The 22,708-nt window shown below is 65.8% G+C and carries 24 protein-coding genes and 2 tRNA genes; 9 read left to right on the top strand and 17 right to left on the bottom strand.

Annotated elements, in window-relative coordinates; translation table 11 throughout:
* Position 1: 1 nt before the first annotated feature.
* From ACFFJC_RS19425 to ACFFJC_RS19490, 14 genes are all read right to left on the bottom strand, one after another.
* On the bottom strand, positions 2 to 1,150 hold the full coding sequence (locus ACFFJC_RS19425; RefSeq protein ID WP_379489050.1) for a gp53-like domain-containing protein: 1,149 nt from the start codon (positions 1,148 to 1,150) through the stop codon (positions 2 to 4).
* The gene (locus tag ACFFJC_RS19430; protein ID WP_379489051.1) at positions 1,150 to 1,788 is read right to left on the bottom strand and encodes a phage tail protein I; all 639 of its coding nucleotides are present in this window, start codon (positions 1,786 to 1,788) and stop codon (positions 1,150 to 1,152) included. Before ACFFJC_RS19430 ends, ACFFJC_RS19425 begins: the two co-directional genes overlap by 1 nt.
* Positions 1,785 to 2,690, bottom strand: coding sequence for a baseplate assembly protein (locus tag ACFFJC_RS19435; RefSeq protein WP_379489076.1), 906 nt, complete (start codon positions 2,688 to 2,690; stop codon positions 1,785 to 1,787). Before ACFFJC_RS19435 ends, ACFFJC_RS19430 begins: the two co-directional genes overlap by 4 nt.
* 229 nt (positions 2,691 to 2,919) lie before the next feature.
* Entirely contained in the window at positions 2,920 to 3,597 is a 678-nt protein-coding gene (locus ACFFJC_RS19440; protein WP_379489052.1) for a phage virion morphogenesis protein, read from the bottom strand.
* Positions 3,594 to 4,073, bottom strand: coding sequence for a phage tail protein (locus ACFFJC_RS19445; protein ID WP_379489053.1), 480 nt, complete (start codon positions 4,071 to 4,073; stop codon positions 3,594 to 3,596). The genes ACFFJC_RS19440 and ACFFJC_RS19445 overlap by 4 nt, the downstream gene beginning before the upstream one ends.
* Positions 4,057 to 4,188, bottom strand: coding sequence for a hypothetical protein (locus tag ACFFJC_RS19450; RefSeq protein ID WP_379489054.1), 132 nt, complete (start codon positions 4,186 to 4,188; stop codon positions 4,057 to 4,059). The genes ACFFJC_RS19445 and ACFFJC_RS19450 overlap by 17 nt, the downstream gene beginning before the upstream one ends.
* A gap of 7 nt (positions 4,189 to 4,195) precedes the next feature.
* Positions 4,196 to 4,612 carry a hypothetical protein gene (locus tag ACFFJC_RS19455; protein WP_379489055.1) on the bottom strand — a complete coding sequence of 139 codons (417 nt, stop codon included), beginning with the start codon at positions 4,610 to 4,612 and terminating at the stop codon, positions 4,196 to 4,198.
* Positions 4,591 to 5,199 (bottom strand): glycoside hydrolase family 108 protein, encoded by a 609-nt coding sequence (locus tag ACFFJC_RS19460; RefSeq protein ID WP_379489056.1) that lies wholly within the window; start codon positions 5,197 to 5,199, stop codon positions 4,591 to 4,593. Before ACFFJC_RS19460 ends, ACFFJC_RS19455 begins: the two co-directional genes overlap by 22 nt.
* Before the next feature lie 3 nt (positions 5,200 to 5,202).
* Positions 5,203 to 5,547: a hypothetical protein gene (locus ACFFJC_RS19465; RefSeq protein WP_379489057.1), complete on the bottom strand. Its 345-nt coding sequence runs from the start codon at positions 5,545 to 5,547 to the stop codon at positions 5,203 to 5,205.
* A gap of 4 nt (positions 5,548 to 5,551) precedes the next feature.
* On the bottom strand, positions 5,552 to 5,782 hold the full coding sequence (locus ACFFJC_RS19470) for a tail protein X (protein WP_379489058.1): 231 nt from the start codon (positions 5,780 to 5,782) through the stop codon (positions 5,552 to 5,554).
* Positions 5,782 to 6,264, bottom strand: coding sequence for a head completion/stabilization protein (locus ACFFJC_RS19475; protein ID WP_379489059.1), 483 nt, complete (start codon positions 6,262 to 6,264; stop codon positions 5,782 to 5,784). Before ACFFJC_RS19475 ends, ACFFJC_RS19470 begins: the two co-directional genes overlap by 1 nt.
* 114 nt (positions 6,265 to 6,378) lie before the next feature.
* Positions 6,379 to 7,203 carry a phage terminase small subunit gene (gpM, locus tag ACFFJC_RS19480; RefSeq protein ID WP_379489060.1) on the bottom strand — a complete coding sequence of 275 codons (825 nt, stop codon included), beginning with the start codon at positions 7,201 to 7,203 and terminating at the stop codon, positions 6,379 to 6,381.
* Positions 7,204 to 7,250: 47 nt separating this feature from the next.
* On the bottom strand, positions 7,251 to 8,333 hold the full coding sequence (locus ACFFJC_RS19485; protein ID WP_379489061.1) for a phage major capsid protein, P2 family: 1,083 nt from the start codon (positions 8,331 to 8,333) through the stop codon (positions 7,251 to 7,253).
* Between the two features lie 75 nt (positions 8,334 to 8,408).
* Positions 8,409 to 9,224: a GPO family capsid scaffolding protein gene (locus ACFFJC_RS19490; protein ID WP_379489062.1), complete on the bottom strand. Its 816-nt coding sequence runs from the start codon at positions 9,222 to 9,224 to the stop codon at positions 8,409 to 8,411.
* 148 nt (positions 9,225 to 9,372) lie between these two features.
* Between ACFFJC_RS19490 and ACFFJC_RS19495 the strand changes: the two genes are divergently transcribed.
* The 4 genes from ACFFJC_RS19495 (at position 9,373) to ACFFJC_RS19510 (ending at position 13,624) form a co-directional block, all read left to right on the top strand.
* On the top strand, positions 9,373 to 11,232 hold the full coding sequence (locus ACFFJC_RS19495; RefSeq protein WP_379489063.1) for a terminase large subunit domain-containing protein: 1,860 nt from the start codon (positions 9,373 to 9,375) through the stop codon (positions 11,230 to 11,232).
* Positions 11,229 to 12,299 (top strand): phage portal protein, encoded by a 1,071-nt coding sequence (locus ACFFJC_RS19500; RefSeq protein WP_379489064.1) that lies wholly within the window; start codon positions 11,229 to 11,231, stop codon positions 12,297 to 12,299. Before ACFFJC_RS19495 ends, ACFFJC_RS19500 begins: the two co-directional genes overlap by 4 nt.
* A gap of 192 nt (positions 12,300 to 12,491) precedes the next feature.
* On the top strand, positions 12,492 to 12,884 hold the full coding sequence (locus ACFFJC_RS19505) for a hypothetical protein (protein ID WP_379489065.1): 393 nt from the start codon (positions 12,492 to 12,494) through the stop codon (positions 12,882 to 12,884).
* Positions 12,885 to 13,054: 170 nt separating this feature from the next.
* Positions 13,055 to 13,624 (top strand): hypothetical protein, encoded by a 570-nt coding sequence (locus tag ACFFJC_RS19510; RefSeq protein WP_379489066.1) that lies wholly within the window; start codon positions 13,055 to 13,057, stop codon positions 13,622 to 13,624.
* A 111-nt stretch (positions 13,625 to 13,735) separates the two neighbouring features.
* On the opposite strand, the gene ACFFJC_RS19515 is transcribed toward ACFFJC_RS19510, so the two are convergent.
* Both ACFFJC_RS19515 and ACFFJC_RS19520 read right to left on the bottom strand, forming a co-directional pair.
* Positions 13,736 to 13,921: a hypothetical protein gene (locus tag ACFFJC_RS19515; RefSeq protein ID WP_379489067.1), complete on the bottom strand. Its 186-nt coding sequence runs from the start codon at positions 13,919 to 13,921 to the stop codon at positions 13,736 to 13,738.
* A gap of 71 nt (positions 13,922 to 13,992) precedes the next feature.
* Complete coding sequence (locus ACFFJC_RS19520) at positions 13,993 to 14,952, bottom strand: SOS response-associated peptidase (RefSeq protein ID WP_379489068.1); 960 nt, start codon at positions 14,950 to 14,952, stop codon at positions 13,993 to 13,995.
* Positions 14,953 to 15,781: 829 nt separating this feature from the next.
* On the opposite strand from ACFFJC_RS19520, the gene ACFFJC_RS19525 reads away from it, so the two are divergent.
* Positions 15,782 to 15,857, top strand: a tRNA-Val gene (locus ACFFJC_RS19525).
* Positions 15,858 to 16,180: 323 nt separating this feature from the next.
* A complete protein-coding gene (locus ACFFJC_RS19530; protein WP_379489069.1) occupies positions 16,181 to 16,936 on the top strand; it encodes a class I SAM-dependent methyltransferase in 756 nt (251 codons plus the stop codon).
* Positions 16,937 to 16,999: 63 nt separating this feature from the next.
* On the opposite strand, the gene ACFFJC_RS19535 is transcribed toward ACFFJC_RS19530, so the two are convergent.
* The gene (locus tag ACFFJC_RS19535) at positions 17,000 to 19,063 is read right to left on the bottom strand and encodes an AsmA family protein (protein WP_379489070.1); all 2,064 of its coding nucleotides are present in this window, start codon (positions 19,061 to 19,063) and stop codon (positions 17,000 to 17,002) included.
* 129 nt (positions 19,064 to 19,192) lie between these two features.
* Between ACFFJC_RS19535 and ACFFJC_RS19540 the strand changes: the two genes are divergently transcribed.
* The 3 genes from ACFFJC_RS19540 (at position 19,193) to ACFFJC_RS19550 (ending at position 21,981) form a co-directional block, all read left to right on the top strand.
* A complete protein-coding gene (locus ACFFJC_RS19540) occupies positions 19,193 to 20,800 on the top strand; it encodes an alpha-amylase family glycosyl hydrolase (protein ID WP_379489071.1) in 1,608 nt (535 codons plus the stop codon).
* 3 nt (positions 20,801 to 20,803) lie between these two features.
* Positions 20,804 to 21,814, top strand: coding sequence for a glycosyltransferase family 4 protein (locus ACFFJC_RS19545; RefSeq protein ID WP_379489072.1), 1,011 nt, complete (start codon positions 20,804 to 20,806; stop codon positions 21,812 to 21,814).
* Between the two features lie 91 nt (positions 21,815 to 21,905).
* Positions 21,906 to 21,981 (top strand) — tRNA-Thr (locus tag ACFFJC_RS19550).
* The last annotated feature ends 727 nt before the right edge of the window (positions 21,982 to 22,708 follow it).

Genomic DNA, 22,708 nt, shown 5'->3' on the forward strand with positions numbered 1-22,708 from the left:
GTCAGGTCCCCACGGCGATGTAGCAGGTGGCATCGTTCTCATCGTCGGCGTTGAAGACCGAGAAGCCGTTTTTGGTGATGCTGGAGGTGATGACAGCGGGCGTATTATCCTGCGAGCCGGTACCAAGGTTCGTCACGCCGCTGACGACTGCCGAGAAGCAGGCGGTATTCATCGCTCGCGCGAAGGCCACGGCGGTGGTGGTGTTCGCATCGGCCGTGAAGCGCCCCCAATTGATCTGGAACCCGAAGAACCGGATGAAGCCATTCTGTGCCAGGGTCATCGAGATCGGCCCGAGGCGGCGCGGCGTCACCACCTTGTCGCCGGCGCTGCCCTCGGTGATGTCCTCAGGGCTCGCTTCCGTGACGGTCAGCGTGCGGTCGCTATCGAGAGAGCCGCCACCGGAAACCAGGCCGCCGCCGCCGATGCTTCGGCTGCGCAAGGTGTCGATCTGATTGCGCAGCGCGTTGTCGTCGGCGAAGCGCGTGTTGATTTCATCGTCGATGCGCAGGCCAAGGCTGACGTCTGCGCTGGCGCGAGTGCCGGCCTCGTTGCCGATCGCCTCGCTCAGGGCGTTGTCAGCGCCAGCACGTGCCGTCGCTTCCGCGGTGATCGCCTGGAAGATGGCCTGCAACCGTGCCCAGAGCTTCTTCGGCGTGACAAAGCGGCGATCGTCATCGCCGGCATCGACCTCGACCTGCGTCGCGATCTCGGCGATGCCTGGGGTGTTCTCTGTCGCCGCCGGATAGGCGAACACGGCATTGCCGTAGGCGATGTTGGACGCGAAGTCGGCTTCGAAGGCGATGTCGAACGCCAGCAGCGCGAAGGCCAGCCCGACCTTCGACATGATCGGCTCGACCCCGGTGTGAACGGCGAAGAGCGTGCCATCGTCAAGGAACAGGCCGAAGCCGGTAGCGGTCCAGACGTCGGCGCTGGTGTCGTAGGCGGTCAGGTGCGTGACGTTGGCGGCCGAGGCCACGCCCGAGGCCACCTCCACGCGCTTGAACTCGCCCGGAAGCGCGGTGAGCGTGGGCGCATAGTCGAACGGCGTGGCCGTGAGCCCGAGGCTTTCGATGACGGTAGGGTCAGAGCCGGATGCGGCCTGTACAGCCGCAAGCCCCGCGTCGGTCAGCTTGAGGACCAGCGTGGCCATTATTCAACCTCCCAGTAATCTGAGCCGTCTTCAGTCACGAAGGGCTCGCCGATTTCGGATTGCCAGACCCGGGCCCAGTCGCGGGTGTGGTCGATCGTCGTGGTGCAGTCGGCGCGGTACATGGCGCCCGCCATGCCGCCCGCGGCCATGTAGAGCCCGGCGCGCGCCTCCAGCACCTGCACGAAATCGAAATGGGAGCGCGCGGGCTTGGCAACGGCGACATCGGCGATGATCGCGTTCGCGGTCTCGGGCGTCAGGAAAGTGGCGCCAATGTCGGCCGGAGCTCGAACCTCGAATGTGTGGGGTGCACGGCGGGGCGTGGCTTCGTGCCATTCAGTGAGGGTGAGCGCCGGATGATAGCGCGCCAGCACCTCGGCGACTGCCTGCCGCGTGCCCTTGCGCCGGTGGTAGGGAATCGCGTCGGCAATGGCAGCGCGCTTGTATTCGACCGTCCACCCGGTCTTCCAGTGGCTGATCGCAAGCCCCCATGCGAGCCACGGCAGGTGCCCTGCCGGGCAGCGCGCAGGAGACCAGACGTCGCGGATGGGCGCGGCAAAGTCCAGCACGCCGGCGGCGGCCTGCTCCAGCGCCTTTTCCAGCTTCGTCGATGCCGGCGGGAGGATCGAGGGAAAGGTCACTCGCTGGTGCCTGCGAGCCTGCCGGCCACGCCGGTGCAGAAGGGGGCCTGCGTGCGGGTGACCAGCACATCCGCGGCGGGCGAATGGAGGACCACGTTCTGCGCCCCTTCGACATGGGCAGCGCGGAATAAGGCCGATCGCGTGATGTCGCGGCCGACGCGGTGGCTTTCCGCGACGTAGGCCTGGACGCTCGCCAGCGAGTTGGCGAGGACGAGCGCGCCGTCCGGGCCGTTGAAGGTCGTGAGATCGTAGTCGACCGCGAAGGGAAGGATCTCCGCGGACTGGACGATGACGAGATCGGTCAGCGGCCGGCGCGTGTCGGCCGAGACGTATGCCTGCACGACGTCCACCAGGCGCTGCGAGACAGAGCCGTCGCCGAGGCGGGACAGCAGCGAGACGACAACCACGCCGGGCTCGGGGCTGGTGGCGGTGGCATCGAGCACCTCGGCGTCCGCGGACAGGGCATGGAAGAGGTACGCGCCTTCGGGGCCGGCAACCGAATAGCCCTCGGGCGCGAGCACCATGCGGCGGCGAAACTCGGTGTCGCTCTCCATCACGGCAGGAATCCCGTTCGCCTCATCGGCCGGGGTGATGACCTTGCGCATGATGCCGAAGAGGGCGGCGATGTTGTCGAGATCGGCGCCAACCGCATACGCGGGCATGACCGCGCGAGCCGCATCGTTCACCCGCTGGCGCAGCAGATGGGCGAGGTAGGAGAAGGTCTGCAGGAGCTTGGTTGCCGGATCGCTCTCTCGCGCTTCGAAGGTCACGCCGGCCGCCGCCATCTCTGCCTTGAAGCGCGCCACGGCGCCAGTCAGGATCGTCTCGTAGTCCAGGGTCTCGATCAGGTCGGGAGACGGCAGGCGCGAGAGATCGACAGCGGTGAAGGTGGGATCGGCCATGCCGGCCATGTCGCGGGTGAGCACATTGCGGCGCTATCCCCCCGCATTTCGCCGAACGCTCAGCAAAATGACCCGCCGCAAGCGATGTGCATTGCCTCATGCGGAACCAATCGGCCCTGCCGAAGTAGTACAGGCAAGCATGGCGCTGAAGAACCTGCGAGCCGGCCGTCACACCGCTTCCCCACCCCCCGAACTGTGACGGCCGGCTTTCCCTTCGGGTCGCTTCCATTCAGATTTCAGAGGCAAGGTGATCGTACAGCACGTCGAGCAAGCGCTCGCGGTCCGCGGCCGTCGCGCCGAGCAGTTCGCGCCGCGGGTACGGTACAGCTTTCGCCCGTAGCGAGGGCCTATCCCGCAAACCGTGCTGGTGGACATCGGCGATCTGCGAGACCTTGCCGGTAAAGCCGACCCAGAAACTCTGATCATCGACGCCGGTCTTCAGGAATCGGGCCGAAGCCAGGCGGCGGAACATCGCGCGGCGCCGCAGGCCGCCCCGGCGGCGCAGGCGTCCGCCGCCGGCGTTGCGGTGCTCCTCCGGAACCGGAAGCCACTTGACGATCTTGTCGAACTCGAACGAGCGGATGCCGCCGGCCTCGATGTCGAAGCCGGTCAACATGCGCCCGGTGCTCCAGGTGAAGCTCTTCATGAGGACCCGGCGCGGCTCGCCGCCGCCACCGGCCGGATAGAGGAAGCACGCGGCACCGCGCCCGGAGACCGGCGGCACCTTTGCCTTGCGCTTCTCGTAGGCAGTTCCGTCCGGCTGACGCTGGGCCGTGATGCGCTCGCGCTGGCCGATCGCCAGTTCGCGCGCCATCCGGCGCATGACCTTGCGCCGCTGGCCCGAAGATAGGCTGCGCACGATCGCGCCGGCCAGCTGCTCGAGCTCGGCGAGATCGTCGGTGATCACTCGTCCGCCAGGAGCGGGAGGTCACCCGCGAATGCGTCGGTGAAGCTGGCATTGACGCCCGCGAAGGCGTCGGTGAAGTCGGGCTCGGGCGGATGCTCGACATCGTAGCCGCTGCCATCGGAAAGCAGGGTGACGGTGACCCGCTCAGTCAGGTCGATCGAGATCTCGATATCGGCAGCCTCGGTGTCGAGCAGTTCGGCTTCGAAGGCGAAGGGCTGGCTGTCTTGCCGGCGCAGCAAATCGGGCTGTTCCCTTGCGACCCACGCAAGCATGGGGACCATCAGGCGGTCGGTATCCCCTGCGAAGTCGAGTACCAGCGCCTTGAGGGTGTACTGATAGACGAACGACAGCGTCTTCGACTGACGCGCGGCGATCTGGCCGGCCTCGATATAGATCTGCAGCCGGTCGGGATGATCCTTGAAGTCGGCGGGGAGGCACGCGGTCAGCCAGCGCCGCAGGCTATCGGCCTTGCGCATCGCCGGCTTCCAGCGCGAGACGGACCTCGGCCTGCAGTTCGATGAAGGCGGCGCGGATCTGGCCGGCCACGTCGTAGAGCGTCGTCAGGCTGGTCTGTGCGTCGGCGCCCGTCATCTGACCGTCAGGGCTGCGCTGGACTGGCGGGAGTTCCGGCGGCGGCGCCAGCAGGTTCGCCGACACTCTTGGCGTTCGCGACGTCTGCGGCGCGGTCGAGCAGGCCGACGCCATCAGCATCGATGCACAGGTTGCGATAGACAGGACGTTCGATGACCTTCTGGGTTTCATGGTAGATTTCCCTGACTTGGGCCTGCCGCGCGTATTCGGCGGACTGGTGGGCTTCCCCGCCGGCATCGATCTGGGCTTGCAGCTGCTGGCGCTCGGCATTGGCCGCATCGTCGGCGCGCTTCTGCGCCGCCTGCTCCTGCGCGATGCCGACACGCGTGCCGTAAGCGAAGCCGCCCAGGCCCGCGAGGCAGGCAGCCAGCGCGCCTGCGAGTGCCAGGTGCGAGAACCCGATCACGGGGCCGGGCGCCTGCACTTTGCGCGATCCACGTTGCCGATGCGATGCGCGAGCCAACCCTTGTGGAAGACCTTTAGGTTCGGGTTCACGCGAACCAGGCGGTCATACTCGGCGCGCTGACTGGCATCGAGACGATCGAGCATCCGGCCGCAGAGCTTTACGGCGCCGGCATCCTCCTGGCAGGCATCATAGGCGGCGATCGTCCGGGCGCCGATCTTGCCGTCCACGGCGAGGTGAGTGCCGCACAGGGAATTGACGCCCTCCTGAAACCAACGCGAGGGCCGGGCGGGGCCCATGTTGACGGTCGTGTCGAACAGTTCCTCGGTGACCGCGGCGTCGATCGAGATCAGCGGGGCGAGGCCGGGCTTCACCAGATAGCGGTCGTAGTAGATGCTCTGCGCCACTTCGGGCGGCAGGGTGCGCATCGGGCCGGCATAGCCGTTCTCCCGGGCGACCTGCACGGTGATGCCCATGTTGGTCTCACCGCCCGGATCGGCGTTGTGATTCACATAGCCGCCTTCGAGCGCGATGGCGGCGCCGATGATGGTGAGCGCCGCGGCGCCGATCTGGCGGGACTTGTTCCTGAAGGTGGCAAGCGAAGCCATTGGTCAGCCTTTCTTCGGCAGGAAGCGGTCGGCGATGCGGCCGGGGAGGGAGACGAGCGTGTCGATCGCGGCCTTGACGACGCGCGGCGTGGCGTCGAAGGCGAGCAGCGCGATGCCGAAGGCGATCGACTGTGCGACGAAGCCGTTCCAGTCGGTGACGGCGACGATCGCGAGAGTTGCGTAGTAGCTGACCGTCGATCCCACGAGCCATTGCAGCATGCGGTCGCGCCACGACATCGCCGGTTTCCATGCCTGGGCGACGGCCGAGCCGATCAGCGACGGGGTGAGCGAGCCGACCGCCTCGGCGCAGTGATCGAAGGCGAGATGCAGGATGGTTCGCAGGTCCATGGGATCAGCTCCAGAGTTGGACGAGGGGCAGCACGCGGTTCGCGTTGCCCTCCTGAGTGGCGGTCGCGGGAACGATGACGACGGTGCCGAGGGGAAGGATGGTGCCGAGATCCGCGAGGCCGGGATTGGCATCGAGAACGCGCGTGATTTCGCCCGGGCCCAGCCCGGCCTCGCGCCAGAGCAGCTGGTCGAGCTTGTCGCCCTGCCTGGCGGTGAGGCGCTGCTCGGCCGCCATCAGATCAGATCGATCGTCGTGCGGCGCTTGCCCAGGATGTCGCGCACCGCATGGAGCGCATCGCGGCGCAGATCGCCGATGGAAGGCATGAGCTCGTCCGCCTGATTGCCGCCGGCCGAGGTTGTGTCGAAGTCGCGGTGACGCTCGATCAGTTCGGCCTTGGCATACAGGGCGACGGCGCGGTTGTAGCGCATCAGCTGCACGCTTTGGCCATCGAGCACGGGGGCCGGGATAGCGGCGAGCGTCGTGTGCCCTGCGGCGTTCGCTTCGGCAGCAAACGCGCGCAGATCGCACTCGACGGTCATGATGGCGCCAAGGATCGCGGCGCGCAGGCGCGCTGGCGTGATGCTGCTCGGGATCCGTGCAGCCTCGCGCACGGCGCCGGGTTCGATGTCCGGAAAGAAGCCGTCGTTGACAATGACCGCTTCGGGCGCAGCGGGTTCGTCGAGGGCAGGCGCAGCGGGGAGCGCGACGAAGGACATGAACTTCTCCGATCGGCCGGCTAACAGGGGTGGGGATCGGGTCAGCTGGCGGCCCTACGGCCCGAAGGCCTCCCGCAGCGCGCGATCCGCCCCTGAGCGCCGGGGGCGAGCTTGTCAGGCGGCCGGATCGCCGCTCCGTCTGGTTGCGGTGTCGGCGAGCGTGGCGTTGCACGCCGCGATCAGCTTCTCGGCCCGCTTGATGCGGTCCCTCACGCCCACGCGGTCGTTCAGGCGTTGCGCATGGCGCAGGATATCGAGCGCGGTCTCGAGATGCGGAAGGGCGCCGGGGCCGGCCTCCATGTCCTCTGCCCCTCGGAGCTTTTCGACGCCGATCGCCTTCAGCAGCTTGGCCCGCACTTCATCGTGGATGTCGAGCCCCTCGGTAAGCTCGCCGACGCGCATGAGCACGTCCAGCGAGAACGCTTCGCCGGCATTCTGCGCCTTGGCCGCGGCAACGGCGACCTCCTCCACGACGATCGTCGCGGCGTCGCGCTGGTAGCGCGAGGGCATCTCCACCTTGTGGCGCAGCATGAAGGGAACGAGATCGAGTGCGGCCATGTAGGCGCCGACATCGATCAGCCAGACCATGTACGTCGGCAGCACTTCGGCCGCGACGCCGGTGCCGACGCCGGCATCGGCATTCATCAGCCCGTCCACCCATGCCTTGTACTCGGGCAGCATCTCGCGCTTCGCCTCGATCTTGCGGTCGATCGAACGGATTTCCTTGAGGCGGCGCAGATCGTGTGTCAGGCGCAGTGCGATCTGTGAAGCCGCCCGGGTCGCCGGGTCAGAGCAGGGGGCTCCCGCCGCCGAAGGAACAGGGGCGGCGGCGGGAGCAACCGCCCCGCGTACAGGTGCAGCGCCCGCGAGGATCGTCTGCGCTGCGATGACGGTCTGGGCAGCGAGAATGCGATCACGTTTACGGCGAGCAAGGCTCATGGCGATGTCCTGTGACGGGGGCGGTTATCGGGAGGCAAGAGCCGGGATCAGGCGGGTTTCTTGCCCATGACGACGTTCTCGACGAGGGCGCAGCGGCCGTAGTCCTCGACCACGTAGTCCTCGTTGACGGACTCGTAGTTCTCGATCTGGTCGAGCGCGGGCTCGTCCTTGATCTGGCGGCGGCGGGTTTCCTCCTGCCAGTAGATCGAGAGGTTATCGAGGCTGGTGACCAGCAGCGCATCCTCCGGGAAGAAGGGCACGATGACCGCGCGCTTGCCGGCCAGCTGCTTGGGCAGCGTGAGGATGCGGTGCGCGGCCTCGCGCTCGGTGGCGGTATCGCCCGCCGCCTGGAGCAGGTTCAGGTACTTGTCCTTCACCAGCTTCCAGCCCACGATCACGACGAGATCGGTATCGCTGCGGTGCCAGGGGTCGAGCAGGTCCAGCGCGTCGAAAGCGAGCGCGTCGAGGTTGGCGTAATCGGCCTCGGCCGTATCGACGTTCGTGCCGTCGCCATCGACCACCTCGACGCCGCCGGCAACGTAGATCGCCTTGGCCGGCGCCGTGCTCAGTTCGCCGTCGTCGAGAACGCGGTCGGCGGCATGGGTGCGGATCTTGTGCAGCCAGCCTTCGTTGACGTCCTGCAGCAGCGGATTGGCGGCGCGGTCGGTCTGCGTGGCGACCGAGGTGCCGTTGAAGCCGATCATGATGCGGTCGCGGCCCTGCTGCTTGAGGATGACGTCGCGCAGCAGCGTCTGGAATTCCGGCTTGTGGCGCCAGGCATCGAGCTTGGCGTACTTGATCGCGTGATCGAAGTTGGTCTGCCGGCAGTGGTAGCCGCCATCGTCCGTGGTGTCGGTGGGATCGCCGGGCGTGCGGCGATTGCCAGCGCCCGTGTTGGTGCGGCTCGCCAGCGGGCGGGTGACGGTGACGCCGACCTTGTCGCCCTGCTGCTGGGGAACGCCCACGACGTTGACCAGCTGCAGGAAATCGCTCGACTCCTGGATCTTCTCCTCCAGCTTCTGCTCGACGGCCGGCGCGACGCTGAACTTGACGGTCGCGTCCGCGACGCCGTTCAGCTGCGCGATCTGGCCGACGTAGGAGGTGAAGAGCAGGCGGGTTTCGTTACGCATGTGCGTGGGCTCCTGAAGGGGCGGGGGCGTGGGCAGGCGGCAGGGGCAGGTCGACGGGGAGGGCTGGCGAGGCGTTCAGCAGTCGGTGACGATCGAGCCGGTGCCGCCGGTGGCGGGCGCGCGCTTGAAGGTCTGCGGCTTCTCCTCGCTCGCGAGCTTCGCCTCCAGCGCGTCGAAGCGGGTCGCCAGAGCGGCGATGGCGTCGTTGGACGGCTTGACGGCGGCGGCGATCTGCTCGCCCATGACGGCGCCGAAGCGCTCCACGTCGAAGGCGTTGTCGTTGGCCGGCGGGGGCGGTGCCGGCGGCGTGGCAGGATCCTTGGGCTTGTCCGCCTTGAACAGCGTGGCGAAGGCGGCGATGAAGCCGGACTTCGTCGCTTCGGCGATCGTCACGCCGTCGAGCGAGGGCTCGATCTCGATCGAAGTCTCGCAGGCCGGCGAGAAGACGTTGGGGCGCGACATGGCCGCGAACTTGAGGGGTTCGGTGCCGAGCGAGGCCGGCATATCGGTCACCGCCAGGCCGACGAGATAGGCCTTGCCTTCGCCCGCGAAATTCGGGTGGATCTCGCAGCTGGTGAAGAGCTTCTGGCCGGCCTTGTTGATCTCCACCAGCTGGGCGTTGGCGTCGATCTCGGCGTTGAGCGCGAGCAACTTCTTCTTCGCACCGTTGATGCTCAGTTCGACTTCCTCGGTGTTGAGCGCCAGCACCTTGCCATAGGAGTTGAACGGACGGTCGGGGCTGTAGCCGGCGATGTGCTCGCAGTTGATGGTGGCGGTATAGGTTGCCGGATCGTAGCTGGCGGCCATCTGCTCCAGCCATTCGCGCTCGATGACGCGGCCATCGACGGTGGCGCCTTCGACGGCGACGCGGAAAAACTTGCTCTTGGCCATGATCGGTCCGGTTCCCTTGAGGTTCGGCGGCGGTGTTGAGGCCAGAAGGACTGCTAGGCCGCATCATCTCAAGGGCGCGCATTTCGCTTAGCGTTCAGCGAAATGGACGGCGGTGATCGGCGGGAAAAGCGCGCGCCATGGTCAGGCCATGACCGGCCCATTCCTTCCCCAGCCCGGCGCGCCCGCGACCACCTGGCAGTTCGATCCACGGCGCCATGCGCGCAGCCTGTACTGGCGCGGGTGGGGCGTCACGCAGATCGCCGACGAGTTCGAGTTGCACGGCGTCAAGGGCGACACCGGCGGGCCGATCCCGCGCGCGACGATCGCGGCTTGGAAGCAGCGCGACAAGTGGGATGATGCGCCATCGATCCAGAAGATCGAGGACGGGCTGGAGATCCGCCTGCTCACGCTCATCGCCAAGGAGAGGAAGACCAGCGGCGATCTGGTGGAGATGGAAGCTCTATCCCGGCAGATCGAGAGCCTGGCGCGGGTCCGGCGCTACGAGCAGCCTGGTGGCCATGCCGGCGATCTGAACGAGAAGGTCGGCAACCGAAACGCCGGGCCGCGGAAGAAGGCGAAGAAGAACCACTTCACCACCGAACAGGCGGCCGAGCTCAAGCGCATCTTCCTTGAGGGCTGCTACGACTATCAGCTGACCTGGTGGAATGCGCTGAGCCAGCGCACCCGCATGATCCTGAAGTCGCGCCAGATAGGCGCGACCTACTACTTCGCGTTCGAGGCCCTGATCGACGCGATCGAGACGGGCCGCAACCAGATCTTCCTGTCCGCCTCCAAGGCGCAGGCCCACCAGTTCCGGTCCTACATCGTCAGCTTCGCCAAGCTGGTGGGCGTGACACTGACCGGCGATCCGATGCTGATCACGTCGGATCTACGGCCGGAGGAAGAGGCGGCGGCCGAACTGCACTTCCTGGGCACGAACTTTCGCACCGCGCAGGGCCGCCACGGCAACTTCTACTTCGACGAGTTCTTCTGGGTCCACTCGTTCGAGGAGTTGAACAAGGTCGCCTCGGGCATGGCGACGCACAAGAAGTGGCGGAAAACCTACTTCTCGACGCCTTCGAGCATCGCGCACCCGGCGTATCCGTACTGGACCGGCGAGCGGCGCAACCGCCGGCGCAAGAAGGAAGACCGGATCGAGATCGACGTCAGCCACGCGGCCCTTTCCGAAAAGGGCAGCGTCGGACCGGATCGGATCTGGCGCCACATCGTCAATATCGAGGATGCGCAAGCCGGCGGCTGCGACCTGTTCGACATCGACGAACTGCGCGACGAGTACGCGCCCGACGAGTTCGCCAACCTGTTCATGTGCGACTTCGTCGACGACAGCATGTCGGCGTTCAAGTTCAACGACATGATCGCCTGCGGCTGCGACAGCCTGGTCGAGTGGGCGGACTTCAACATCGAGGCCGCGCGCCCCTATGGCAACCGCAGCGTCTGGGCAGGCTATGACCCGCAATCGAGCGAAAACGGCGACAACGCCGCGCTGGTCATCGCCGCGCCGCCGCTGGTCGAGGGCGGACAGTTTCGCATCCTTGAACGCCACCAGCTGCGCGGCCTCGACTTCCAGCAGCAGGCCGAGTTCATCATCGCAGTCCTGAGCCGCTACAACTGCACCTATCTGGGTGTGGACGCGCAGGGTGTCGGCGCCGGCGTCTATCAGCTGCTGGCCAAGCCTGGCGCGATTCCCGGCTGTTCCGTTGCCAAGATCGAATACTCGCTGGAGGTAAAGACGGGGATGATCATGAAGGCGCAGAACGTCATCCGGCGGGGACGCCTGGCGTTCGACAGCAGCTACCTCGATCTCGTCTCGGCCTTCGTGTCGATCAAGAAGACGCTGACCACCAGCGGCCGCAACGTCACCTTCAAGGCCGGGCGGGGCGGCGAGGACGGCCATGCCGATCTCGCCTGGGCGACGATGCACATCCTCATGAACGAGCCGCTGGACGGCAAGGAAAAGCCCAAGGGCACGATGGAGATTATCGAATGAGCAAGCCCAATCGCAGCCGGGGCCGAGCCGGCAGGATGAGCCGTCAGGAGAGCGCCGTCGCGGCGGGCGGCGCGATCGTAGTGGCGAACGACAATCGGAGGAAGTCGATCGAGGCTTTCACCTTCGGGGATCCCGAACCGGTCAACAGCCGGGCCACCATGCTCGACATGCTGGAGTGCTGGCACAACCAGCGCTGGTACGAGCCGCCGATCTCGCTCGATGGCCTATCGCGCTCGTTCCGAGCCTCGCCCCATCACTCGAGCGCCATCATCCTGAAGCGCAACATGCTGGCCGCCAGCCTCGACCCGGCATCGCTGATCAGCCGGCGCGACTTCGCCGCCATGGTGCAGGACTACCTCGTCCTCGGGAATGCCTACGTGCAGGAGGTCCGCAGCCGCCTGGGCGACCTGATGCGTCTCGATCATGTCCTGGCGAAGTACACCCGGCGCGGCCTGGGCGGGGGCAGCTTCTGGTGGGTGCCCGGCCACCGGAGCGAAGTGGAGTTCGAGGCGGGGACCGTCCACCAGATCATGGCTCCCGATATCAACCAGGAGATCTACGGCCTTCCCGAATACCTCTCTGCGCTGCAGTCCGCGCTGCTGAATGAGAACGCGACGCTGTTCCGGCGCCGCTACTACGAGAACGGGAGCCATGCGGGGTACATCCTCTACGCCACCGGGCAGTTCGACGATGGCGACGTGGACGCGATGCGCGACGCACTGAAGCGGTCGAAGGGGCCGGGCAACTTCCGCAACCTGTTCGTGCATGCCGCCGATGGCAAGGAGAACGGGATCAAGATCCTGCCGATCGCCGAGGTGGGTGCCAAGGACGAGTTCCTGGGGATCAAGAACACGACGCGCGACGACGTGCTGGCCGCGCACCGCGTGCCGCCCCAGCTGCTCGGTATCGTGCCGGCCAATGCGGGAGGCTTCGGCGACGTAACGAAGGCGACCGACGCCTTCTTCGAACTCGAGATCGAGCCGCTGCAGTCAGTGTTCTTGGAGATCAACGATCTGCTGGGGCGAGAGGCCGTGCGCTTCCGAGTGCGATCGTTGGCCGGGGGCTAACCATTTCCGCCGGCAAGCAGGTTAGGCGGCGTGGACAAGTTGGGACGTCCGGTTTCGCCCCATTGCCGACATTCCCTCTGCTGCTAGAGTAGGGTGGTGAGCCGTACCCCAACATCAATCTATCGCCACCTCCGCTATGGCTTGAGTGCCATGGCCCCCCTCTTGCTGGCAGGTTGCAGTTATTCATACCCCATGGATGTCGGCTTCGTCGGCGGTAAAGTCGCGTTCTCTGCAAATGAGCACAGCTCCGGCTGCCTAAACTACTTGGAAGTCAAGAGTGAAGCCGGTGAGTTAATGTGGCGCTTCGAAGGTCCGCTGCAACTGTCCGACTGCCGCAGCGACTTCCCGTTGATATATGGCGCGACGCCGCGTTCGGCTACGGCGTCCATTCCGGCCAAGAAGCTGCTCCCAAATATTCGATACTACATTGCCGCCTCTGACGGGGACAGCTACTATGGCAGCTTCCGTGTCAGGCGCGTTTTATCGATCGACAGCGACCCCAAAAAGGGCCGCGACGGACCTTACTTCAACGGCGCGCTGAATGGACTGGACGGCATGACAGAACCCGCCGGAAACGGCAGCTAACCACCCTTTTTTGCCATTTCGGCGGCGAGGCTGCGCTCTATAGCCGTCCGTACGGTGCTCGCCGCCCGGGAAGAAATGCAGCCTGGCCGGAGACACCCCATGGCGGCTGTTACGACAGGCATTTGCAATCCCTGATTGCCGACATTCGCCCGCATCCTTAACGTCTCATCATGGATAAGCGCTTCGTTCCGGGTTGGTTGATAATCACCGCTTTATTCTCCGCCTGTTCAGCATCGACTGAGCGGAAGTTGGGCGAGCATGTGTTTGACATTCCTAAGGCCAATGACATTGCGGAGCGGGATAGACCATTTTTCCTGCCGCCGAGTAATCCGCGTGACGGGTTTTCCTTCATTCTTAATCCGGCGGGCAGCTTACCTAATCAGAACCTGATCGCCGTAGCGAGCAAGGAGCAAATGTGCGCGCGTGCTGAGGGAACGCAAGCGCGGATCAATGCAACTATATGTGCTGTCCCTGTTATTTCATGGAGAGGCATCCCACTCCGCAAGGTGAGTGATGGAGGATTATGGACTTACAACCTTCCAACGGAAGCGCACGGGCGGCCCATGGCGGCTTTGGTCAGCTGTTTCGCCATGGCTGACGGCGACGGGCAGGGGCTATGTACGGCACCACTTCCGCATGACGATCTCGTAATCACCATTCATCTTCGTGATGACCAAATAGCTTCGTTAGCCAGCCTGTACGATCAAGCAGTCACCAAGTTGCAGCATTGGGAGCGCTGATTGTCGCGGCAGCTTTCATCCAAGAGCCTCAGAAACCGGACTTTCCGCTTCCCACCCATTTCGGTCATTCCGGTCGACACGGAAGTTGTCCACGCGGCCTAGAAAACACCATCAGTTGATTTCGGATCGTGAGATAACTTCGCGAGTCTCCGCGTCGATCATTACCTTGTTGAGCATGATGTTGAAGAACGTAAGAAGTTCATCTTCATCGTGCGGCCATCCTGCGAAGGGGCACTCACGTAGTGCCTGCTGCACCTCCGATACAGTAGCTTGTCGCAAGGTGACAAAGGTCAGCATGGGGATTTCCGCTCCGAGATCACAAATCTTGCGAGACGCGCCTTAACAAATGATAATGAGCGTGCAAGCGCTCACTCGAGCATCCGGCCACCATCTTTCCAGAGCACTGGCGTACGGCTCACCACCGTGGCCTTCGCAGGCCAAGGGCGGTCGAAACGCAGGAGGGCGTCGAGCGGCTCCGTCAGCCAAGCGTTCCAATCTTCGGGCGCAAGGATCACAGGAGAGCGATCATGAACCGCGTACAACTCGGGGGCGTTCTCGGTCATCACGCCCGTGTAACAGGCGTCCCATTCGTCAGTCTCGCGCCACAGACCCGCCCAGGCGAACAGCGGCGCATCCTTCACCGATAGCCAGGTCGTGGTCATCGCGCCGGGGCGGCCTTCGGCTTCTGCGTAGGCGACCGCCGGGATGAGGCAGCGCTGGGCCCGATCGGCCGCCCATCGCTTCCAGAATCCGTCAATCTTGTCGAACCGGGCATTGTTGACGGGCCGGGGCTTGAGCGGCTGACCGGCCTTTCCGCGCAAGTAGACCGGAAAACCCCAGGTCATCTGGTCGAGCACCCTTTCGCCATTCAGGAGGCGCACTACCCATCCGGGCTCTTTGGGATGCACAATGGGCGGGCCCTCATTGATCTCGCGGTACAGGCGAGCATCGAAGATCGACCTGATCATCTCGCGTTCACCGGGTTTGTATCTATTGCACATGCAAGGAAGTTGCGGAGTTCCGCACTCGCAATCAAGGTCTGGCAGGTAAGGGCGAGCGATCCTACGGAGTTCGACAGGGTCAATCGGCCGGCGACCGAGCCGCTCGCACCAGCTGTTGAGAGACGCGAAGAGCGTAGCACGTTGGACGGTACAGGCGTTCACCTCATAGCCCGGCACATCAGATTGCCAAGCGAGCGCATTCCAGAACTCCCTGGCCTGCCAAGCCTCGGCGACTTCGGCATGGATCAGGATCTCCAGCGCGAGACGATCTCCCCACGTCCGCTCAACGCCGCCACCCTCGGAGCGGGCAATCGCGTCTTCGATCACGCGCAACGCGAGGAGTGTAAGGCGTCCGAATCGCATCGCCTGTATAGAACAATAGGAGAACGATTGGGCAAGGCCGTTCCGCGGCATGCGCCTCGATCCTCGGGCCTCCTCAGCCGCAAGCCCCCAAGCCCCCGCGCTGCAGCCCCTCGCAACGCGCTTTTCCCCCCGCCTCGCCCGCGCGCTTTTCGTGTCAGTTTTGATGCAGTGGCACCATCGCGGCCAAGGCGGCTCACACCCTAGGCCGATCACGTCCTGAAAGGTGCCGTTGCGTGATGCGTTCTGATGCAGCTGGAGCACCAAAATTGACCGGCGGTAGAGCACGAGATTTCCGCGAAAAAGCCCTGTGCGCACAGGGGGAGGGGCCGGAAAAACGCAACATGCGCAACCACCCCAGCGTTTCCCTGCCTATCGTACTGATCTAAAATGGTTTTCTATGTTGCACATTGGGTGCAACCAAACGCCACTTCCGGCATGAAGAAGTGCAACACCCGCAGAAATCCTAGCTTTTTCAGCATCCGAATGTTGCATTTTCAGAATGCAATCTGGTTGCCACGATGTTGCCTCAAAGGTTGCGTCAGAAATGGCGGATTTCCGCCGATGTTGCACATGTTGCACTTTTTCCGGCACCCCCCACGATATGAATGGCTGGCCCGGCATTGATGGACTTCGGCTCTGCACGCTGGCCAGAACAGCCTGCTGTACCAAATCTGGTCGGGACTATGTCGGGACTCGTGGTCCCGAAACGTTCTCTCGGAGCCCGTTTTGTTCCGCGAAAGCCGCTGTTGACGGGGGCAGAAAATGGCGTATTTGGCGCGGTATCCGGGGCGCCGGGCGGTTAGCTCAGTTGGTAGAGCATCTCGTTTACACCGAGAGGGTCGGGGGTTCGAGCCCCTCACCGCCCACCACGCCGCGCCGGCGGCTGTCCGAGGCTTCCGGCCGGGCCGCATATCCCATTCCGATCGGCGTTCCAGGGCTGGCCTCCGTCGAGACGCACGCCGCACCCCGCCCCACGCACCCCGCACCACGTATGGCGGCCGCCTATTGGCGCGCCGCCCAAATGGAGCCCGAGCCAGCCGTCACAGAAGTCAAGCGTCATAAAGTTGTCATAAACGTCCCAAAGCAAGATGAACTGGCCGCCTCACTTCAAGTAGAGATAAGTTGCTGTGCTGTTTCCGCACCATTATGGAGTGGATTGCACGGGGGTGTGATCTTGGGGGAGCGCGGCAGGATGGACCGGATCTGCGTCGGTGGCAGCGACACGGCCGCACCCGTCAACTTGCGAAAGCGCGTCGCCATCATAGCCGGGGCGGTGGAGATCCAGGATCGCAAGGTGCTGGACATCGGCTGCGGCACGGGAAGCTTCGTCTTGGCTCTGTGCGACCTCGGGGCGCAAGCCTGCGGCATCGAGTATCAGGCGGACAAGCTCGCGGCCTGGCAGGACGCGCACCCGGGAGACGGCAGGGTCGTCTGGGGCGACGCGGAGAACCTCGCCTTCGCCGACGACACCTTCGACGTCGTCATCATGAACGAAGTGCTGGAGCACGTTCCCGGTGAGGAGAACGCCCTGCGCGAAGCGCTCCGCGTCCTGAAGCCCGGGGGCACGTTCTTCAACTTCACGCCGAACCGCTTCTACCCGATCGAGACACACGGCTTCCTCGAGAAGCGTTCCCGCCGCCACGTGGGTGGACTCCGGTTTCCCTTGCTGCCCTGGCTTCCCATCGCGCTCAGCACCAGGCTGGTCTCGTTCTGGTGCCGCAACTACTGGCCCTGGCAGCTCGAGCGGATCACCCGGGAGGCGGGCTTCGTCCTCGTCAGGCACGACTACGTCTGGCAGACCTTCGAGAACATCAGCAACGGCAAGGCGCGCCTGATCCATCGCTTCGCCAAGCAGGCCCGCGGGTTGAGCATGATGCTGGAGGGAACGCCGGTCATCCGGCGCTTCGGCGTGTCCCAGCTGGTGATCGCGCGCAAGCCGCCCGCCTGAGCGGGACGGGCGCTCCGATCCGGCGCTCCGATCCGGGCCCCGATCCGGCGCCCCGATCCGGGCTCAGTCGATCTTCTTGACCTGCCCCTTGCCGACGTCGTCGCGCGGCTTGCCCTTGGTGGTGCGCTGCGCGGTGGCGCGCGCGGCGGACAGGACCGGCCCGCAGGCGGCCGACTTGGCATCCCCGACGTCGACGAAGGCGAAGATGCCGGCCACCGGGGACGCCACCAGGGCAAGGCCGAGCCCGGCGCCGGCGCGGCCCAGCAGCTCGGGGCTGATGACCTGCAGCGAGGGATCTGCGAAGCGGCCTTCGATGCTGACGGGCGACTGGCCGGAGAACAGGCTGAACTTCTTGCCGTCGGCGCGGAAGGCGAGGTCGACCGCCTCGGTGTCGAAGCTGAAGCCGCCGCGGCCGGTGATCACGTTCTTGTCGGTGTCGATCAGGATCGGATCGGTCGCCGCCAGACCGCCGCGCACCGTGAAAGCGATCAGGCCGCAGTTGATCTCGACCGGCTTCTTCAGCTTGCCCTGGAACATCTTGTAGGCGAACGTGCCGAGGTCCAGTTCGGCGAGCTGGACGTTCTGGGTCCAGAGCGCGCCCTTGGGCATGACGAAGGCGATCCGGCCCGAGGAGCTGGCGAGCGAATCGTGGATCGTGTCGCCCCGTCCCTCCAGCTTGATGCGCCCGCGGATCGTGCCCGTGGTTCCGGATTCGGCCACGCCGTAGCCGGCGAGCAGGCGCCCCATCGGGGTCGAGGCGAGGCGGACGTCGTAGCTGATCGCCGACGGGCGCTGGCGCGTGTCGAAGATGAAGTCGGAGGCCACGTCGCCGCGCGCCATCGAGAAGGTCAGCGGCGACAGCGCCAGCCGGCCGCGCTCGAGCGAAAGCTTCATCTTGATGTCGGAGACCGGCACGTTGCGCGAACGGATCACGCCGATCTTCCAGTCGAGAGCGGCATCGAAGCGCTGCATGGATTCGACGGGCAGTTCCGCGTCGGGAATCACCCGCTGCGCGCCGGCGCCGGTCGCGGCAGCCGCGGCGACGGCACCCTTGGCCTCGACGATGTCCGGGTTGTAGCCGATGAACGGCGCGGCATCGACGATGTCGAGCCGGCGGGTGGTCAGCGCCGCGTCGATGCGCAGGCGCTCCGCGTTGGTGATGGTGAAACGTCCGGCGAGGTCGGACTGGCCGAAGGTGCCGTTCATGCCGGTGAAGCGCCAGCTCTCCCCGTCCTTCACCATCTGCGCCTTGAGCGCGTAGCGGCGGGTCTGCGGAATGGCGACGTCGATGATCTCCAGCAGTTCCGAAAGATCGCGGCCTTGCGCGGCGACGCGCAGCGGCACGCCTTCGATCTCGGTCATGGCGGGAAGGGTGCCGGCCACGTCGAGCACGCTGTGGGCCGCCCAGGCGCGTGCCTCCAGCCGGTTCTCGCCGCGGTTCACCGTCGCGTCGGGCGAGAGCAGGCGGGCGCTCAACCGGAACGGGGTCTCGCGGAACCGCCCGTCGCCGCGCACCGACACCGCCTGTCCGATCTTCGCATCGCGCGAGACGATCGGGTCGACCAGCAGGTTCGCCAGCAGCGGCATTTGCGGATCGACGTAGCGGATGCGCGTGCCCGAGACGGTGGCGCGGTCGATGCGCGGGAACTCGAAGGGCTCGCCGCCTTCGCCGCTGCCGAAGGTCCAGGTGTTGCGCTTGTGCTGCGCGTCCCACTCCAGGTCGACGTTGCCGTTCGCGAGGTCGAGCGAATAGACGTGGCGGCGGCCGAACAGCAGCGAGAGCGGGGCGATCCGCGCCTCCACCCGCTGCGCCGCGAAGAGGCTGGGCCGGCCGGCCCACTGCGGGTTGGCGACGTCCAGCCCCTCTGCCAGGAACTTGATCCGCAGCGGCGCGAAGTAGAGCTGGAAGTCGCCCGCCACCTTGACGCTGCGCCCGGCCAGCGAACTCGCGATGCTTTCGAAGGGATGCTTGAGGAAGCGGCCCTTGGTGACGAACAGCACCAGCCAGATCGCGAAGAGGACACCGACGATCCCCAGCAGCACGTTGCGCACGATGCGCAGCACGCGCTGCCGACGCCGCGGGTCGGGCGGAGCGGTCTGCGCATCGATCGTCGTCGTCGCGTCCATGATCCTGGGACATCGCGCGAGAGGGCCATTTGGTTTCCGCGTCTGCGGCATTGTGTGCAAAGCCCGGCGCGAAACTCATGCCGGGGCCGCGCGGCAGAACCTTTCCCCCCCACGCGCGTTCAGGCGCCCATGGGTGACGTATCGGCAGGGCATGGCGGACGGCCATGGTGGGAGAGCGGGGTGATCTACCAGATCTACCCGCGTTCGTTCCAGGACAGCGACGGCGACGGCATCGGCGACCTCGAGGGGATCCGCCGCCGGCTCGACCACGTCGTCGAGCTGGGCGTGGACGCCATCTGGCTCTCGCCCATCTTCCCCTCGCCGATGGCCGATTTCGGCTACGACGTCGCCGACTACTGCGGCGTGGAGGCGATGTTCGGCGATCTGGCCGCGTTCGATGCACTGCTGGCGGACGCGCATGCGCGCGGGCTGAAAGTGCTGCTGGACTTCGTGCCCAACCACAGCTCGACGCAGCACCCCTGGTTCGTCGAGAGCCGCTCCTCGCGCGACAATCCCAAGCGCGACTGGTACATCTGGCGCGATCCGGCTCCGGATGGCGGACCACCCAACAACTGGACCAGCGACATGGGCGGGTCGGCCTGGGAGCTCGATCCCGCCACCGGCCAGTACTACATGCACGCCTTCCTCAAGGAACAGGCCGACCTCAACTGGCGCAATCCCGAAGTGCGCGCCGCGATGATGGACGTGTTGCGTTTCTGGTTCGACCGCGGCGTCGACGGTTTCCGCATCGACGTGCTGTGGCACTGCGTCAAGGCCGAGGGGCTGCCCGACAACCCGCCCAACCCGGACTATCGCGCCGGCATGGGCGAGAAGCTGAAGGTGCTCCAGCAGCACTCCACCGACCAGCCCGAGGTGCACGACATCGCCAACGCCTTTCGCACGCTGGCCGATCGTTACGGCGAGCGGCTGCTGGTGGGCGAGATCGTGCTGCCGCTCGACCGGCTGGTGACCTACTACGGCACCCCCGATAGCCCGGGCGTCCATCTTCCCTTCAACTTCCACCTGCTCGACGCGCCCTGGAACGCCGCGGCGCTGGCCCGGATCATCGGCGACTACGAAGCCGCGCTGCCGCCCGGCGGCTGGCCCAACTGGGTGCTCGGCAGCCACGACTTCCCGCGCGTCGCCGGCAAGCTGGGCGAGGCGCAGGCGCGGGTGGCGGCGATGCTGCTGCTGACGCTGCGCGGCACACCCACGATCTACCAGGGGGACGAGCTCGGCATCGGGCGGGTCGCCATCCCGCCGGAGCGCGTGCGCGACCCGCAGGACCTGCGCCAGCCGGGGCTTGGCCTCGGCCGCGACGCCGCCCGCACGCCGATGCCGTGGGATGGCGGCCCCCAGGCGGGCTTCAGCACGGGGGAGCCCTGGCTGCCGCTCAACGCCGACTGGGCCACGCGCAACGTGGCCACGCAGGCCGCCGATCCGCACTCGATGCTCAGCCTCCACCGCCGCCTGCTGGCCCTGCGCCGGAGCCACGCCGCGCTCAGCCGGGGAGACTTCGTGCTGCTCCCATCCGCGCCCGACGTGCTGCAGTACGAGCGGCGCTGCGGCGACGAGCGCCTGCTGGTGGCGCTCAACCTCGCCTCCGAGGCCCGCCCGCTCCAGCTGCCCGGCGATCCGGCTCGCTTCGAGCCGCTGCTCTCCACCCATGGCCGGAAGGCCTTCGACGGTGCGCTCGCGCCCGACGAAGGGCTGATCCTGATGCAGGAGGCGCGCTGAACCATGCGCATCGCCATGCTCGCGCCGATCGCCTGGCGCACCCCGCCGCGCCACTACGGACCCTGGGAACTCGTCACCAGCCTGCTCACCGAGGCGCTCGTCGCCCGCGGCGTCGACGTGACGCTCTTCGCCACGCTCGACAGCGTGACCGCGGGCCTGCTCGATGGGGTGGCGCCGGCGTCCTATAGCGAGGACCCCTCGATCGACGCCAAGGTGTGGGAGTACCGCCACCTCGCCCATCTTTTCGCGCAGGCCGATCGGTTCGACCTCATCCACAACCAGGCCGACTTCCCCGCGCACGCCTTCGCCCGGCTGGTCGATACGCCGATGGTCACGACCATCCACGGCTTCTCGTCGGAGCGCATCCTGCCGATGTACAAGCCGTTCGAGGATCGGGTCCACTATGTCGCGATCAGCGAATCGGACCGGCACCCGGACTTGCGCTATGCCGCCACGATCCACCACGGCATCGTGGCAGCCGACTTTCCGCTCAACCCGGCCGGGAGCGAGGACCTGCTCTACTTCGGCCGCATCCACCCGGACAAGGGCACGCGCGAGGCGATCGAAGTCGCGCGCATGACCGGTCGCCGCCTGCAGCTTTACGGGCTGGTGCAGGACGAAGGCTACTACCAGCGCGAGGTCGTGCCGCACCTCGACGGCGAATGGATCATCCACCACGGCCCGGTCGGCGGGGCGGCGCGCGTGCGTGCGCTGCAGCAGGCGCGGGCGCTGCTCCACCTCATCAACTTCGACGAGCCGTTCGGCCTCTCCGTCGTCGAGGCGATGGCCTGCGGCACCCCGGTGATCGCGATGCGCCGCGGCTCGATGCCGGAACTCATCGAGCCGGGGCGCACCGGCTTTCTGGTCGACACCGTGCAGGAAGCCGCCGACGCCGTGCCCGCCGCAGCCGGACTGGACCGCAGCGCGATCTCCGCCACGGTCGCTGCCCGCTTCTCGGTCGAGCGCATGGCTGACGAATACCTCGCGCTCTACCGCCGCATCCTGGGCGGATGATCGCCCCGGCAGCCCTCCACGGAGAAAGCCAAAAAAGGCAATTGCACACCGCGCCCTCCCCATGTAAACGCCCCGCCTGCCCCCGAGGCGCGCCGCTTTAGCTCAGTTGGTAGAGCACATCATTCGTAATGATGGGGTCACGTGTTCGAGTCACGTAAGCGGCACCACCTTCCCTCAAATCGTTGAAAAACAACCGTTCCAGGGATCGTCGCGCCCAGACTGTAGCACACGACCGTCGCACAGCAGAGTTCCCGAAAAGGGGCTAAGTTCATCGAATCATAAGAGAAATCAGCATCGGAACTGTAGCACAGAGGTGTCACACAGAGGTCCGGCGGGCTTATGGCGACGGGGCGCGTCTATCAGTATCGTGTGCGAGTGCCTGTGATCTGGTCGCAGTCGTCGGCAAGAGGCATTTCAATCGTTTTTTGAAGACGGCGGCTCGCGTCGAAGCCGTGCGGACAGCGGGAAGGATTGCGTTCGAAACTGAGCCCGAGCCTGATCGTGCGCTCTTGCACTCGCCGGAAAAGCCGCGACTTGAACCCGACGGCGCCCGTTCCGGTGGGGAGCCGGATACGGGCGCTTGGGACATTCCTGCCGTTCCAGAGCGAAAGGTCGAACGGCCGTTTGTTGGCGGGAGCAGCCGTTCTGGCGCAGGGCTTGTAGCGGCGTAAGTTGGCCGGCCCTTGCCATGCTCAGCGGCGAGGAATATTTGTAGTCCGTCGCGAAAAACGACTGAGCGAGCTGATCACGGTTCGCCCTGTCGCGCATAAGTTGGCCATGTCCTTCGCATGACCAACCAGCGTCTCCAACCATCACACGTGTCGGGATGGCCGATGCGTCGACAGGAGCGCTATCGTGATGAGGTGGACGGCCCCCACCCAAACGGCATCGAGT

Source organism: Novosphingobium soli (assembly GCF_042432915.1).
Classification (GTDB): domain Bacteria; phylum Pseudomonadota; class Alphaproteobacteria; order Sphingomonadales; family Sphingomonadaceae; genus Novosphingobium; species Novosphingobium soli.

Coding starts and splice junctions, on each gene's coding strand:
- gpM (WP_379489060.1), bottom strand. CDS start 7,203: ATGAGCCTTGCTCGCCGTAAACGTGATCGCATTCTCGCTGCCCAGACC.
- ACFFJC_RS19545 (WP_379489072.1), top strand. CDS start 20,804: ATGCGCATCGCCATGCTCGCGCCGATCGCCTGGCGCACCCCGCCGCGC.
- ACFFJC_RS19435 (WP_379489076.1), bottom strand. CDS start 2,690: ATGGCCGATCCCACCTTCACCGCTGTCGATCTCTCGCGCCTGCCGTCT.
- ACFFJC_RS19495 (WP_379489063.1), top strand. CDS start 9,373: ATGACCGGCCCATTCCTTCCCCAGCCCGGCGCGCCCGCGACCACCTGG.
- ACFFJC_RS19500 (WP_379489064.1), top strand. CDS start 11,229: ATGAGCAAGCCCAATCGCAGCCGGGGCCGAGCCGGCAGGATGAGCCGT.
- ACFFJC_RS19515 (WP_379489067.1), bottom strand. CDS start 13,921: ATGCTGACCTTTGTCACCTTGCGACAAGCTACTGTATCGGAGGTGCAG.
- ACFFJC_RS19490 (WP_379489062.1), bottom strand. CDS start 9,224: ATGGCCAAGAGCAAGTTTTTCCGCGTCGCCGTCGAAGGCGCCACCGTC.
- ACFFJC_RS19540 (WP_379489071.1), top strand. CDS start 19,193: ATGGGTGACGTATCGGCAGGGCATGGCGGACGGCCATGGTGGGAGAGC.
- ACFFJC_RS19475 (WP_379489059.1), bottom strand. CDS start 6,264: ATGTCCTTCGTCGCGCTCCCCGCTGCGCCTGCCCTCGACGAACCCGCT.
- ACFFJC_RS19485 (WP_379489061.1), bottom strand. CDS start 8,333: ATGCGTAACGAAACCCGCCTGCTCTTCACCTCCTACGTCGGCCAGATC.
- ACFFJC_RS19470 (WP_379489058.1), bottom strand. CDS start 5,782: ATGGCGGCCGAGCAGCGCCTCACCGCCAGGCAGGGCGACAAGCTCGAC.
- ACFFJC_RS19460 (WP_379489056.1), bottom strand. CDS start 5,199: ATGGCTTCGCTTGCCACCTTCAGGAACAAGTCCCGCCAGATCGGCGCC.
- ACFFJC_RS19450 (WP_379489054.1), bottom strand. CDS start 4,188: ATGACGGGCGCCGACGCACAGACCAGCCTGACGACGCTCTACGACGTG.
- ACFFJC_RS19530 (WP_379489069.1), top strand. CDS start 16,181: ATGGACCGGATCTGCGTCGGTGGCAGCGACACGGCCGCACCCGTCAAC.
- ACFFJC_RS19445 (WP_379489053.1), bottom strand. CDS start 4,073: ATGCGCAAGGCCGATAGCCTGCGGCGCTGGCTGACCGCGTGCCTCCCC.
- ACFFJC_RS19535 (WP_379489070.1), bottom strand. CDS start 19,063: ATGGACGCGACGACGACGATCGATGCGCAGACCGCTCCGCCCGACCCG.
- ACFFJC_RS19510 (WP_379489066.1), top strand. CDS start 13,055: ATGGATAAGCGCTTCGTTCCGGGTTGGTTGATAATCACCGCTTTATTC.
- ACFFJC_RS19425 (WP_379489050.1), bottom strand. CDS start 1,150: ATGGCCACGCTGGTCCTCAAGCTGACCGACGCGGGGCTTGCGGCTGTA.
- ACFFJC_RS19465 (WP_379489057.1), bottom strand. CDS start 5,547: ATGGACCTGCGAACCATCCTGCATCTCGCCTTCGATCACTGCGCCGAG.
- ACFFJC_RS19505 (WP_379489065.1), top strand. CDS start 12,492: ATGGATGTCGGCTTCGTCGGCGGTAAAGTCGCGTTCTCTGCAAATGAG.